Below are 15,165 nucleotides of genomic sequence, written 5' to 3' on the forward strand. Positions count from 1 at the left end.
GTTTTGTCGAGCTCGCACAGGGTTCGTGACCTCCGCTCAATGCACACAGGACACACAAAAGAAGCATATTTCAGTTCGGAGGCATGGTATAGTTGAGATGTGAGGAATTCTCATTTTCAGCACAGCGTCTTCCAGAACAGATACAGTAGGGGAAAACCATGCCAACAGGAAGCAGCAGTAAACACATCTATTTCGGGCTTTTGCTACATAATCATCAACCTGTCGGGAACTTCCCGTGGGTCTTTGAGCAGGTCTATACAGAAGCCTATCTCCCAATGCTCAAGGCCCTGGAGCGTCATCCCAATGTGCGTATCTCGCTCCATTATACTGGCTCCTTATTAGACTGGCTCGTAGAAGCACACCCAGAATTCATTCAACGACTAGCTGCCCTTGTAGCACGTTCTCAAGTTGAGATTGTCGGCGGAGGCTACTATGAGCCTATCCTACCCGCTATTCCTGATGCAGACAAAATTGGTCAGATTCGGCAGCTTAATGAGCGCTTACGCAATCTTTTTGGTGTGACACCCGATGGTATGTGGCTGGCTGAACGTGTCTGGGAGCCCTCCCTTCCCAATCACCTGCGCGAAGCGGGGATCGAATGGACCATCGTCGATGATGTCCATTTCAAGTATGCTGGACTGGAAGACGAAGACCTCTATGGCTACTATGCTACCGAAGACCAGCAACGCCTGCTCAAGGTCTATGCGACAAGCAAAAAGCTACGCTATACGATCCCCTGGCGTCCTGTCACCGAAACCATTGAAACGCTCCGTGCACTCGCGACCATTGACGGTAGACGCATCCTCGTCATGGGAGACGATGGAGAGAAGTTTGGGAGCTGGCCTGAAACCGGCCCCTATTGCTGGGGAACCTCCACTGATCTTGGTTGGGTAGAGACCTTCTTTAGCGCGCTGGAAGCACACAGTACCTGGCTCCATACCATACCATTAGGAGAGTACGCACGCCAACACCCCGCACTAGGACGCGTCTACCTCCCCACCTCCTCTTACGTCGAAATGAGTGAGTGGGCACTACCTGCTCGCAAGGCATATACCTTTGGCAAACTTCTCCACAAACTAGAAGAGGAGCACCAGGAGGAAACGCTTCAGTTTATGCGCGGAGGCTTCTGGCGCAACTTCCTGGTGCGCTATCCAGAGGTCAATAACCAGCATAAGAAAATGCTACGGGTACATCAACAGGTCCACGCTACCGAAGGAACTGGTATACATGGGCTACAACACCTCTGGAAAGCGCAGGCTAACGATACCTATTGGCATGGTCTCTTCGGTGGCGTCTACATGACCCATGTTCGCTCAGCTATCTATCACCATCTCATCAAAGCTGAGAACGCGGTGTCTAACGCACGAGATGGCTCAGAACCCTGGCAACGCTACGAGTTTACTGATTTCGATTATGATACGCACAACGAGCTTATCATTGAGAGCGATCAGCAGAATCTCTACATCAATCCGCGCCTCGGTGGAACCATTTTCGAGTGGGATATGCGCCGAAGTACTCATAACTTGCTCTGTGTCATGTCACGCTACCAGGAAAGCTACCACCAGACGCTTCGCGAACATGAACAAGAGCGACGCAAGCACGCGGCACTCGCGGCCCAAGCTGCAGAGGTAATGGCAAACGATGCCGCTCTTGAGCTAGCCTCACCCCATACAACGATACGCACAAAAGAGCATGACCTGGATCGTCAATTGACGGTAGATCGCTATCGGCGCGCAAGCCTCATCGATCATTTCCTCCCACACGGTTTGCCTCTCACCTCTTTCATGAATAACCGCTACGAAGAGCAAGGCGATTTCGTCGAGCAGCCCTATGAGTCAGTAGTAGAACAGCACAGCGACGGTCTGACAGTTACCTTAACACGTAATGGACATGTACGACGCCCTGGCGCGCTCAATCCCGTTCCTGTTCATCTCAGCAAGCAGATTACGCTGCCATGCGGAGAGGAGAGCTTGCGCGTACAGTACACACTCACTAATCAAGGAGAAGTCACACTTTACACACGCTTCGCCTGCGAGTGGAATCTAAATCTACTCGGCGGAGGCGCCAATGAACAGGCATACTATCTGATCGAACAACAGGAGCAGGTGAAAGTCCCCTTTGATAGTAAAGGAGAGGTATGTGAGGTCGAACGGCTGCATCTCGGCAATAGCTGGCTCGCCCAGGACCTGGAAATAACAATGAGTCATCCGGCTACTCTCTGGCGCTTCTCATTGGATACAGTAACGGGGTCAGAGGCAGGTTTTGAACGGACCCACCAGGGCAGTTGTCTGGTGCTGACCTGGCCCCTTCAACTCGCGCCTGGCACAACCTGGCAGGTCGAGATTGTATGTACCGGACGTCCATCCCTGGATGATGACCTGGCCCTGGCTCACATGAAAGTCAGCAACGAAGTTGCCCATTAAGACGTTCTTCTATATAGAGCTATCGTATACGTATAATAGTCAGAATCACATCATAGCGCCAAAGTGGATAGGAGGCCAGCGTCATCGGTCTCCTACCCATTGGTACTAATCGAATATAAGCCTTACCCAACGCGCGTATTACAAGTGGCAAGCGAGAACAAAGCCCATTTACAACCTGATCATCTGCCAAACCAAGCGCGATTGCTCTAAACATTATGGGTGGCAAAGGGGCCATCCCCAATATATCGAAGAATATATATGCATACCAAAGAGGAGCAAATAAAAAAATGTGCCCAATCCTGATTTTACAGCATGACAACGATGATCCTCCAGGCTTTCTAGGAAAGGTTTTAAAGGAGAAGCATATCAAGTTCCAGGTCTTTGATGTTACCAGTGGAGCCACACTTCCAGATGCCTCAAGCTATAGCGCTGTCATTGCTTTGGGAGGCGCGCAACAAGTGTATGACGAACACAGCTACCCCTACTTTCAGGCCGAAAAGATCTGGCTACGTAAGCTAGTCACACAAAACATTCCCTATCTAGGATTATGCCTGGGAGGGCAATTACTAGCTTCAGCATTGGGAGCAGAGGTGCGCCGTCACACACAGGCTGAAATTGGCTTCTTTGACATCCCCCTGACGCCAGAAGGAATAGCCGATCCGCTGTTCCGAGGGCTGCCTGAATTTCAGCATGTCTTCCACTGGCATATGGATGTTTTTGAGCTACCAGCAACAAGTATTCTTCTCGCGAGCAATAGTTGCGCCCCCAATCAGGCCTTTCGTTATGGGCAGCGAGCATATGGTCTACAGTATCACATTGAAGTCACACCAGAGATATTCGTACGCTGGCTCGCATCCCTTCCACCAGGCGAGGTGTTGGAAGCAGGAATGCAGATAGAGCAAGCCAGAGACAACCTGGACACCTACGTCAAAACATACTTCTCCGCCTACCACATCCATTCGCGTCAACTCATAGTGAACTTCTTGAGTATTAGCGGTCTACAATGAGATTCAACGATATACAGAGGAGACTCTTTCCTTTTGCTCCCTCTTTCTGCTATACTTGCACTCATGGCCTATTCTTAAAGCACACCTCTCACCTAGCGAAAAACCTGAGCGAGCCAGCCGTAACAGTGGCACCGCACCTCTTGAGAGGGAAAGGTTTCGCATAAGACTCTGGGAGGTTGCACATGTCGATCAGAGAAGACATGAATATATTACACTATCACGCGATGGTCGTTCCATATCAACACATTATCGCTTTTGGCCTGATGTGTCTAAGACAGTCCTCCATTTATGTTCTAGAAACAAATACCTGAATTGGACTGAAAAAATGCATCATACACTGCCTGAAAGGCTGCATTCGACGAAGATGCCGCAACATAGAAACACTTTAAGTCATATTGCAAAAGAATTTGTAAAACCTGCACTATCGCATTTTTCTTTTTCTTATCGCACAATCGCATGTGAACGTCATCCGACGCGTAATGAGGATAGTATTCTCGTCGATGAACGCACGGGCCTATTAGCAGTTTTTGATGGTGTTGGTGGAAGTGCAGCCGGAGAAATTGCCTCGCAGACTGCTCAATTTGCCGCGCTCCAGCAATGGCGTCGCATTATGCAGCAGCAGCAGAAGGGCCGTAAGGTGCTTTCTTATCCCGAAGTCTCTGAGCAATTGGATCTCTGTACTCTTCTCGAACAACTCATTTACGACGCAGACGACCAGGTACGAACCGAAGGAGCACGCCGGGCGGGCACGGATGATCTAGCGACGACTGTGGCTCTCGCGGCTATTTTTCGCGAGGCTGAGGCTGGACATTATACTCTTTACTATGCCCATGTGGGAGATAGTCGTATCTACCTCCTACGCAATGATCAACCACTCCAACGCCTCACTAAAGATGATGGCCTGCTTGCCAAACTTGTTGAGAACCGAATCATCGATGAGGAAAACGCCTTCAGCATTGACCAGGCCAAAACATCTGACCAGCTTTCAGAGACCGAACTAAGCTACTTCCGCCTCCGAGGCGGCATTACTCAGGCACTTGGTGGCCCCCTGCCCCCAACCATCCACATCAGCCAGATCTCAATCCAACCTGGAGATCGCGTCCTCCTCTGCACCGATGGGATTCACGACAATCTGACCGATGATGAGATCGAACACATTCTGCGTAGCACACCCCGTAATGTCAGCGCACGTGAACTCGTTCACCACTCCCTCAATCGCTCCCATGAGAGTCGCAGTGAAACAATTCGCGCCAAACCTGACGATATGAGTGCGATTGTTGTCACATGCCGCTTTTAGGATTACTCATGGCATTTCGCAACTCAAAGCGCCCATACTAACAAAAAGTACTACGCTACCGGCGCATATGTGCATTCACACCCATAAATACGTTACCCTATAAAAAGGTCGCCAAAGATCGAACGAATCGGAACATTTATCCGGATAGGGCGTAAGATACGCTCTATCTGGACACCTGAGTACGCTCAGGCCGATACGAAAACCAAAACCACGCGAACCTATTCGCACTCATTGTGTCAATAGCATCTGGTTTTCTCACAAGACCTTAGGAGGGGGATCAGTAATTGGGTAGGAAATTCTCATGGTTTGCGTTGCTCTGTTTCATATGTAGCCTGACACTTGGTAGTATGCTTCTTAATGCCTGTGGTGCACAAGACCCAGCCGTTCGTGATAATAAAGCACCGCGAACTATCGCTCGTGATACGGTTGAGGAGAAGCGCGCCACTCCGACGACTGAACTGGGACTACAAGCACAGGGAACAACACCCACCCCTACCGCGACGCCAATTCCCTCCAAAGCCGGAAACATACCCTCAACAGGAACAGGTGCCGCTCCTTATGGCGCACCTCCAGCCGTTACCTCACTGGAGCAGCAGCTTACAAATCAACTTTTCCAACAAATTAATAAGGACCGCGCGGCACGAGGTCTCTACGCCTATACCTGGAACGACACCCTGGCAGGAGGCGCACGTTTACATAGCTGGAATATGTTTCATTGTGGCTTTAGCCATACCTGCCCTGATGGGCTCGATCAATGCCAGCGGATCGCGAATGAGGGTTTCGCAGGCTATAGCGATTGCGGCGAGAACATTGGCGAGGCCGGACCATCAACACCTGCCTGGACCAATGTCTACAATATCCATATGAGTATGGTAAATGAGCCACCAGACGGCTGGCACCGCATTCACCTCTTTAGCACCACGCTACATAAGATAGGAATTGGCGTCTATGTAGACCCCGATGGGTGGGTCTGGTTCACAGAAGATATGGTAAGCTAACCTCGATTTCGTACTAGCCCACAGACGCAAGGGGAGTCAGACTTGATACAAATGAAGTCTGACTCCCCTTGCGTCTATATTTGCTTCTTGCCGACCAGCAACTCAAAGTGCTCACAATCCAGAGCCTCATGCTCAATCAAAGCATCAGCCAACAGGTGTAGCTGCTCATTATGCTCGCTGAGAGTGCGCGTAGCGAGCGCATGGCCCTCATCTATAAGTCGCGTGATCTCAGCATCGACCAGTCCCTTCAGATTTGATCCTAAAGGAGATTGAGGCGATACAAATGCTGGTTGAGGATTCGCCGCATGATACGCACGCGAGAAGTCGCTATGCCAGACAGGCTTTCCGGACCCATCTAATGCTAGCGTTTGACCTGGCAACGCGCTCTGTCGATCCATATTGAAGGCATAGGAGCCTTCCTCTGCTTGATGATCCGCAAAAACCAGGCCCACCTCTTGGCTCATTCCCCAGCGAGTCACCATCCGCTTTGCCAGGTTCGTTACAACCTGAAAATCGTTCTCGGCACCCGTCGTCACCTGACTCATGCCAAAGGTCAGTTCCTCCGCGACGCGCCCACCTAGCCCGACAGCGATCTTCGCCATAAGGTACTCACGGCTATAGTTATAGCGATCATCCTCATTAATAAACTGAGTAACTCCCAGGCTCTGACCGCGAGGCAGAATAGTTACCCGATTCACCGCGTCCGCCGCTGGCAAGTAATGAGCAACTAAGGCATGACCTGCCTCATGGACCGCGATAATTCGCCGCTCGTGCTCGTTCATCACCAGTGGGCGCAACGCACCAAGTTGCACCCGTGCCAGGGCATCTTCAAAGCATTGGTGGGATACTGTATCCAAATTACGTCGGGCGGCGACTAACGCAGATTCGTTCACAAGGTTTGCTAGATCTGCGCCGGTCATGCCAGTTGTCATACGTGCCAGTCGCTCCAAACTCACATCAGGATCTAGTGGGTTTTTCCTGGTATGTACACGCAGAATCGCCTCACGTCCAACGCGATCAGGTGGTGAAACCATAATGCGACGATCAAAGCGTCCCGGTCGCAACAAAGCGTTATCAAGGATATCCGCACGGTTGGTTGCCGCCATCACAACTACCGCGTGGCGTTCATCGAAACCATCCAATTCCACTAGCAACTGATTCAGCGTCTGATCACGCTCATCATTCCCGCCCATACGCATAGAGCGCTTCCGCCCAACGGCATCGATCTCATCAATGAAGACCACACTGGGAGATGCCTGGCGCGCCTGATTAAAGAGGTCACGCACCCGGCTTGCCCCCACACCTACAAACATCTCCACAAACTCAGAGGCGCTCATAGAAAAGAACGGGACCCGCGCTTCACCCGCGACCGCACGAGCCAGTAAGGTTTTGCCTGTTCCTGGCGGACCAACAAGCAGCGCTCCACATGGAATACGCGCACCAAGCTTGTTATAGCGCTCAGGGGCGCGTAGGAACTGCACAATCTCTTCAAGTTCCTCACGCACCTCATCGATACCTGCCACATCAGCGAAGGTCACCCGCTTTTCACTTGAGAGACGTGCTGTTCGTGCTCTGATCATGGACTCACTATTCATCAAAGTAGTAGAGCTACGCGCCTGGTCTTTGTACTCTTCATCTCGCCGTGAGCTACCTTCCTTTACACGTTCAAAGCGACGCGCGCGACTTTTCCCAAGCTGTGAAACACGCTGATCTATCGATTTTTCCAGATTGGTATGCTTACGCGTCCAGAAGTAGACGAACATGACGAGGGCAAAAACAAGAAATGGCAGAGATCGCCAGAGATACATCAGCCAAACAGCCACCTGTGTCACTGGTAACGTCCTCACTTGTATATGTTTACTCAGGAGCAGAGGCATCAAACGCCCATCTCCATTTACTGGCATCTGCGTATGGAGAGCGCGCTCACTATCCAACGCTTTCCCATCCGCCGAGTTGCCAGTGCTTACATAACGATCCCAGACAAGCACATCTTGATTCTGCTGAGAGATGGAAGTACCAGCCTGTTTCGAGTTCACTTGCGCTGGTTGGCTCAATAGCGCACGTATCTCATTACCACGGATATTTACTGCCAGCACATTCCCTTCTTCCACCATCTGAACAAATCCGCTGTAGGAGATCGCCATTTCACCATTAGAGGTCGGAATTGTCGGAATAGGAGGCCGTAACTGACTCGCAACCGCAAAGGAGAGCGCTAATAGAGCTACTAACAGAGCTACAGTCCAGAGAGCATGCTGTTCCCCCCTGAAGAACTGCCAAGCCTTGCGACCATAATCTTCAACTGGCCTTCGCCGCTGCCCATTCCATTTAGGCAACTTGTTATGGCGACCTGCATTGTCATCCATTCAACACCTCTTGAAAAGATCGCATCGCGAGACCTTGCCTGAGTGTCTCGCATATCTATGTAGCACGCACAAATTCGTCCTGTTTCCCCACTTCTCTCAGCAACCCTTACCACATCTCCCGCCATACAGCAGGAAATAGACCATGAAAGATGATGACAAAGGATCAAAAGGTGTGACTTTATGGACGATCACCAATAGTTTACTTGTTTTGTGAAGAAAAGCAGCACATTCGGTACTTTCTTCTTAAAAAGATTAAAGCTTGTTAATTCACATCCAACCGTATCATTATAAATCATTACGAGATGGTATTGGTAATAACTATACAACCACCCGATCTATCGCATCACAACAACCCTCCGAAAGCCACAATGATCTACCAAGAGACATACAAAGTCTAGTTCTAACACGTTACAGGCAACTTCTCTCGATACAGGAAAGGCTATCCATTATCATCTTGTTGAGTTTTTATTGCGTAATAAAGAAAATAGACCCTGGACTTGCCAAGAGATGGCAAAGTTCCAGAGCCCTCACAGAGCCAAGAAAGGCACACATTTTAACCGCCCAATCCAAGATCAAGAGGAATATGGAGAAGGTTCAGAAGCGCCACCAGGAGCGGCGCTATAAGCAATGCTGGCAGCATATTGGCGACCTTAATACGTGACAAGCCCATATTAGTAAGCTGAATACCCAGGATATTCAAAGCCAGACCAATTAAGACTGTCCCGCCTACAGCCGAAAGTTCAATGACACGCGGTTGCGCGCCCAAAGCCAGACTTGGATTAGAAATAAGCAGCGGCTTGATAAGACCAGCCAGCAAGGATATCCCTCCTTGCACAATTAGCACCGTTACGCCAGCAAAGAGTACCCCACGCCCAAAACTACTGGCGAAGATAATGGCGGAGAAGCCATCAAGAATCGCCTTGATAGCCAGGAGACGAAAATCGCCTGTTAAGCCATCCTGAATTGAGCCAAGAATGGTTAATGGGCCAACACAGAATTGTAGGCTCGCCACCACAAAAGCCGTGGTAAAATGTTGTTCACTTCCCGTCTTATCGACACGGCGCTTGAGCGATTCTCCCAACCAGTTAATACCACCATCGATATTTACAATTTCGCCAATTACGACACCAATCACTAACGCCAGCAGCGGGATCAGTGCATTTTCAGTCTTCAATGCACCACTCAGCCCAATTACAATCGTCATCAAACCTATTGCCACAATAACCGCCTGCTTGATCCGTTCAGGCAAACGGTCACCAATCAATAAGCCAAGAATACCTCCTATCATTACCGTACCAAAGTTGAGCAACGTTCCACGCAGCGGCAGAGCCGACACATCAGTCAACAATATGTTTACTAATAGCATCCTTTGACTATCCTTCATCACAAACTACAAATGGCAAGCATTCGCCTGAGCAAAACTAGCCGTCCTGAGACGACGTTGGCAAATTCTTTCTTACAGCAACATACATGTTCTTAGCATAGCACGCTCTTCAGGCTCGCTGAAAGGCCCTATACCTTCTGCCACCACCTTTTGCGCAGAACCTCTTCGAGGCCTCTCGCTACCTATAAAGTCTGTAAGGCAAAGACGCCGTTAACCAGAAGAGATGTATGGACAAACTGGTAGAAGTGAGCAAAAGGCCCCTTATAGGCTTTATCGAAGCATTTTGTTGTGCCTGTATACTGCTAACGAGCAAGCAAACTGCTTGCCCGCTCATGCGAGAATTACATCTCTTTACTGAAAGGTGAAACGATATGTTTATCTTCCTCGCTCGCATCCATCCCTAACATCGCGATGTCATACGAGGGAGAAAAAAGGAGTTTGCCTATCATGAAAGAACATACCACGAAAGTGCGAGGTTCAACGAAAAACATCCTCAGACAGGCAACGCTGCCACTGGTGATGCTTAGCCTGGCCCTCGCCTGCCTCATGGGAACACGGGCGGCTTCCGCTGAGCAGGAGAAAGCACATGTACGTGTCGTTCATGCTTCGTCAAAAACCGGGCCGGTCGATGTGTTTATGGATGGCAAAGAAGTCCTGAAGAATTTCTCGTTTGGCAATGTTAGCAACTATAGCAATCTCCCAGCGGGTAAACATGAATTGAAGATCACGCCGACTGGTAAAGGCGAAAAAGCTGCGGTGCTTACCGCGACTGCGAACGTCCAGCCCAAAGGTTTCTATACCATTGCCGCTACAAGCTCTAAAAATGGCGACCTCGGCTTGAAGGCATTTAAAGACGACAATACAGGCAATAAAAAAGAAGCGAAGGTCCGTGTCTATCACTTCTCGCCAGACCTGGGTGCGGTAAATGTCACCAGAGATAACAAAGCCATTATCAAAGACCTGAACTTTGAACAAGCCAGCGATTATGTGACCGTTCCCGCTGGTAACGATAAGTTTGAAGCCTCGTCTACCAACACAGATAAGAAGCTCCCCATCCAGGCAAATATTAAGGATGGAAAAGTCTATAGCGTCTTTGTGCTTGGCGAACTCAAAGGCAAGCCAGCGCTGACCTATAAGGTAAAGACAACGGACATGGAAAGCGTGGAGATGCGAGGCTCACCAACCGCAAACGCGACCCCACACACGAAGAGCACTGCCACCGCCACACATTAATAAGACAAAATCACCTAACAACTAGTTAGGCTTTGACGCTACAACGGGAGGTGGTCGCCAGTAAGCGACCACCTCCCGCTATGCAATTCATAGGCAATCAAGATTTCAAATGGATATCAAGGAATCTAACAATGGATGGATATGCCTTAAGCCGGTTTACACGCTTGATCAAGCCATGTCCCTCGTCAGAAAAGACAAGATGCTCAACGGGAACTCCTTGGTCCTTGAGCGCGCTCACAATCTGCTCTGTCTCACCCACAGGCACTCGCGGGTCATTGGCGCCATGCACGACAAAGAGAGGTGCGGTGATCTTATCAACCGAGTGGATGGGTGATATCCGCTCCAGGAACTCTCGATCAGCTTCCAGACTTCCATATTCAGCCTCACGCCACCTGCGTCTCCAAGGGCCGGTATTTTCGAGGAAGGTGACAAAATTGGCAATACCTACGATATCCACGGCAGCCGCCCAGAGTTCGGGATAGGTGGTTATCGCGGAGAGTACCATAAAACCACCGTAGCTACCACCATAAATCGCGATCCGCTTTGGATCAGCGATGCCGCTCTCACGCAGCCACATTGCTGCAGCTTGCAGGTCGGCGACCGAATCCATACGCTTGCGCACATCATCCAGGCTTTGGTAGGTCGCGCCATAGCCCGTGCTCCCTCGCACATTGGTCGCCAGCACAGCATAACCTCGGGCGAGGAGATATTGATAGATAGGGTTGAATATTGGGCGTTCCTGGCTCTCAGGCCCACCATGTACGCTAATGACAACAGGGAGGTCTTTGGGCGCATCTTTGGGGAGATAGAGGAAGGCTGGAATATCGCGCCCATCAAAGGTAGGATAACGGACCAGCGAGGGATTAACAAAGGTTTCACGTGGGATACCACCTGACGAACTTAATGTAGCGCGCTGGATATGTCCACCATCCAGGTCCCAGACCCAGATATCAGTTGGCTCATCGGCGCAACTGAGCGTGATCGCCAATTTCTCGCCGCTGTTAGACCAGGTCAGACCAGGCACAACACTCTTCGTCGGAAGAGTTGGAGCAAGTAATGGGCGACGCTGCTCCCATCCCTGTGTGACGTCAAACAGTTCGATGCGCGAGATGCCATCTTCATTGATGACTGTAGCCATCTTGGCTCCATCTTTGGTGACAGCGAGGGCCTCTATATCCCATGAGAGATCGCTAAGATAGCTTAATTCGGTCGTTTCCAGATCCAGGTAGGCCAGAGAGAGAAACTCACGCTCGCGATTGCTCACCAGATAGAGTCCCTTACAATCAGTGGACCAGAATGGATAACGGTGCGCGGCAAACCCACTATAGTTACCAGGAGTAAGATCCCGCGCCTCGCCTGTTGCAATATCTATCAGGATGAGTTTGTTGCGCGACTCCGATTCCAGGCGCGAGACAAGGATCTGAGTACCATCAGGGGAATAACGCAGCGGCATATTTGAGCCGTCCTGCTGCAAGAGTAAGCGACGCTCGCCATTCCGAATATTCATCTCATAGACATCGAAGAAGCGCGCATCCCGTTCGTTACTTCCATAGACAATCCGCTCGCCATCAGGCGACCAGCCACCAAAGGCATGCATCACCTCAGGCTTATTCGTCAATGCTTGAAGCCTGGGATCATCGAGGCGCAAAAGAAAGAGCTGAGCACGCTCATTGCCACCAATATCACCAGTCACAAGCAAGACATCTTCGTGTGGCGCAAAGGTAGCGCTCGCAACTCGCTCGCTCCTGAAGGTCAACTGCTCCGGCCAGGATGGCTCTTGCGAACCTCGCTGATCAATAGAGACACACCACGCTTCCGCCACACCAGTAATATCTGTGAGGAAACTTAACCGCTGCCCATCTGGTGAGATGCTAGCTCCCGTAGCAGCACGAACGTTTAAGTATTGTTCAAAGCCATACAGTTCTTTTGTCACGTCCTACTCTACCTCTCGCATAGCTATACAACGTCTCCTAATAGAGATACTCTCCCTATTATAGGACACACAGAAGGAGCATGGTGCCCGAATTGTTATTCGGGCACCATGCTCCTTTTTGGAAGACGCTTTCAGGCGCCAGACCTACATTGCAGGTTCTTTATGCCTTCTTGACGTTACGCATACTGAGTTGGATACGATTGCGCCTGGAATCCACGCTGAGCACGCGCACCTGGACCACCTGGCCCACAGCCACCACGCTCAGCGGATCTTTTACAAAGCGCTCGGTCATCTCAGAGATATGCACCAGGCCATCCTGTTTTACGCCGATATCGACAAAAGCGCCAAAGTCGACCACATTGCGCACCGTCCCCTGAAGGATCATCCCAGTCTGTAAATCCTCCATCTTTAGCACATCATGGCGCAAAATAGGGGCGGGGAGAGCGTCGCGTGGGTCAAGTCCGGGCTTCTCCAGATTCTCCAGGATATCATGCAACGTGGGCATACCAACACCAACCTGTTTGGCGATATCCTTCCATGCCCCCTCTTCACTATCAACGTTAGCGCGGTTACGTGTATTTCGACCCAGCGTGCTCTGAAGCTTGATCAATTGCTTAAACTGAGCAATCCGTTCAATGGGTTTCTGCTTCTGATCGCCTGGAAGCATATTGAGCAAGGCACGCGTGGCCTCATAGCTTTCAGGGTGAATAAAGGTATTATCGAGGAGCTCCGAACCGTTAGCGATCTTGAGGAAACCTGCCGCCTGGACAAAGGTCGCGGGTCCCAAGCCTGGCACCTTTTTCAAGCTATCACGCGACTCAAAGGGCCGTTCGCCTCACGATACTTCACAATCGCATTGGCGACGCGCGTATTGATACCCGAGACATGCTTGAGGAGCGCGGATGAGGCCGAATTGACCTCGACACCAGCGAAGTTTACGCAAGAAACAACCACGCGTTCGAGCATGCCTGCCAGTTCTTTCTGGTCCACATCATGCTGATAGAGGCCGACACCTACCGCCTTAGGGTCAATCTTGACGAGTTCCGCTAGCGGATCCTGCAAGCGCCGGGCGATAGAGATAGTTCCGCGCTGGGTCGCATCCAAGGTTGGAAATTCCTCGCGCGCGGCCTCGGAGGCCGAATACACCGAGGCCCCAGCCTCATTGACCATCACATACCCAATCTCGCCGCTACGCCCATTGTCCTGCTCTATCGCGCGGATCAGGTTGGCAACCAGTTGCTCCGTTTCACGTGAGGCAGTGCCATTGCCAATCGCGACCACAGTCACCTGATGCTTGGTAATCAGGTCGCGTAGGACCTTCTTCGCCTTCTCTTCCTGGTGGAGATAGACGGTATCAGAGAGCAGATACTTACCTGTGCCATCAACGAGCGCGACCTTACAACCAGTGCGATAGCCAGGATCGAGTCCCAAAATCTTCTTCCCTCGGAAGGGAGGTTGAAGCAACAGGTTGCGCAAATTCACGGCAAAGATATTAATTGCATGATCTTCAGCTCGCTTGGTCAATTCCAGCCGCATTTCACGCTCCATCGCGGGCGCGAGCAGGCGCTTATATCCATCCTCCATCGCCTCTTCAAGCACATGGTGAAATGGTGATGTCTCGCGCGTGGGGTATTGCGGCGTTATATCGCCCTTGGCTTGCTCGTAAGACAGATTGACCCCAATGCGCAAGACCCCCTCACGCTCAGCACGGTTCAGGGCCAGGATACGATGAGGTACCAGCTTCGTAACATCTTCATTAAAATCATAATAGAGTTGATACACACCCTGCGGATCTTTTGCCTTCAACTCTTCCTCATCCACCGCTTTTGTCTTCAACATCGAACTCTTGAAGAACGCAGAGCGTACGTTGCCGCGTACCGTGGCATCTTCAGCAATTATTTCAGCGACAATATCAGCAGCACCTGCGTAGGCTTCAAGGCTGGTATCTACACCCTTGTCAGCATCCAGGTATGGTCGGGCATGCTCTTCCAGGAGTGCTTCAATATCACCTGATACCTCTGGCTGTTGCAAGATAATCTCAGCCAATGGGGCTAGGCCCTTTTCGCGTGCCACACTCGCGCGAGTCTTCCTTTTGGGGCGATAAGGCAGATAGAGATCTTCGACCTCCTGCAACGTCGCCGCCGCATCAATGGCCATCGCCAATTCCGGTGTTAGCTTACCTTGCGTATCAATCAAGCGGCGGACATCTTGCTTACGCTCATGTAAGGCCCGAATGGCTGCCGTCCGGTCTGCGATAGCTTGAATCTGTACCTCATCCAGACTTCCCGTCACTTCTTTGCGATAGCGAGCGATAAAAGGAATGGTATTTCCTTCATCGAGCAGGCCAATGGTACGGGTAATCTGGCCACGTTGCAGATTCAATTCGCTACTGAGACGCTCCGCAACCTCCTGAGGCGATAGAGTAGCCTCCTCAGGAGATTGACTCTCCAATGTCACTGTCTCTTCTGTCTGTTCCGTTGCCAAAGGTATATTCCACCTTCCCAAAATACAATAGCTATACGTACGT

General features: G+C 50.8%; 8 protein-coding genes and 1 pseudogene. 5 read left to right on the plus strand and 4 right to left on the minus strand.

What is annotated here, in order from left to right:
• The first annotated feature begins 158 nt into the window (after nucleotides 1–158).
• The 4 genes from K3T82_RS40870 to K3T82_RS40885 all read left to right on the plus strand — a co-directional run bounded on the left by K3T82_RS40870 (nucleotide 159) and on the right by K3T82_RS40885 (nucleotide 5,725).
• Nucleotides 159–2,423 (plus strand): alpha-amylase/4-alpha-glucanotransferase domain-containing protein, encoded by a 2,265-nt coding sequence (locus K3T82_RS40870; protein ID WP_220199243.1) that lies wholly within the window; start codon nucleotides 159–161, stop codon nucleotides 2,421–2,423.
• Nucleotides 2,424–2,710: 287 nt separating this feature from the next.
• Entirely contained in the window at nucleotides 2,711–3,430 is a 720-nt protein-coding gene (locus tag K3T82_RS40875; protein WP_220199244.1) for a type 1 glutamine amidotransferase, read from the plus strand.
• Nucleotides 3,431–3,794: 364 nt separating this feature from the next.
• Nucleotides 3,795–4,727 (plus strand): PP2C family protein-serine/threonine phosphatase, encoded by a 933-nt coding sequence (locus tag K3T82_RS40880; protein WP_220199245.1) that lies wholly within the window; start codon nucleotides 3,795–3,797, stop codon nucleotides 4,725–4,727.
• Between the two features lie 284 nt (nucleotides 4,728–5,011).
• On the plus strand, nucleotides 5,012–5,725 hold the full coding sequence (locus tag K3T82_RS40885) for a CAP domain-containing protein (RefSeq protein WP_220199246.1): 714 nt from the start codon (nucleotides 5,012–5,014) through the stop codon (nucleotides 5,723–5,725).
• A 74-nt stretch (nucleotides 5,726–5,799) separates the two neighbouring features.
• Here the strand turns inward: K3T82_RS40885 and ftsH are convergent, their stop codons facing one another.
• Nucleotides 5,800–8,088 (minus strand): ATP-dependent zinc metalloprotease FtsH, encoded by a 2,289-nt coding sequence (ftsH, locus tag K3T82_RS48560; RefSeq protein ID WP_220199247.1) that lies wholly within the window; start codon nucleotides 8,086–8,088, stop codon nucleotides 5,800–5,802.
• Nucleotides 8,089–8,641: 553 nt separating this feature from the next.
• Nucleotides 8,642–9,454 (minus strand): DUF554 domain-containing protein, encoded by an 813-nt coding sequence (locus tag K3T82_RS40895; RefSeq protein WP_220199248.1) that lies wholly within the window; start codon nucleotides 9,452–9,454, stop codon nucleotides 8,642–8,644.
• 465 nt (nucleotides 9,455–9,919) lie between these two features.
• Here K3T82_RS40895 and K3T82_RS40900 point away from each other — a divergent pair, with 465 nt between their 5' ends.
• Nucleotides 9,920–10,705 (plus strand): DUF4397 domain-containing protein, encoded by a 786-nt coding sequence (locus K3T82_RS40900; protein WP_220199249.1) that lies wholly within the window; start codon nucleotides 9,920–9,922, stop codon nucleotides 10,703–10,705.
• A gap of 97 nt (nucleotides 10,706–10,802) precedes the next feature.
• Here K3T82_RS40900 and K3T82_RS40905 read toward each other — a convergent pair whose 3' ends face one another.
• Nucleotides 10,803–12,638 carry a S9 family peptidase gene (locus K3T82_RS40905; RefSeq protein WP_220199250.1) on the minus strand — a complete coding sequence of 612 codons (1,836 nt, stop codon included), beginning with the start codon at nucleotides 12,636–12,638 and terminating at the stop codon, nucleotides 10,803–10,805.
• 160 nt (nucleotides 12,639–12,798) lie between these two features.
• Nucleotides 12,799–15,095, minus strand: a pseudogene (locus tag K3T82_RS40910) (Tex family protein).
• Between the last annotated feature and the right edge of the window lie 70 nt (nucleotides 15,096–15,165).

Origin of the sequence: Ktedonospora formicarum (assembly GCF_016587355.1) — a bacterium.
In the GTDB taxonomy this organism is placed as follows: domain Bacteria; phylum Chloroflexota; class Ktedonobacteria; order Ktedonobacterales; family Ktedonobacteraceae; genus Ktedonobacter; species Ktedonobacter formicarum.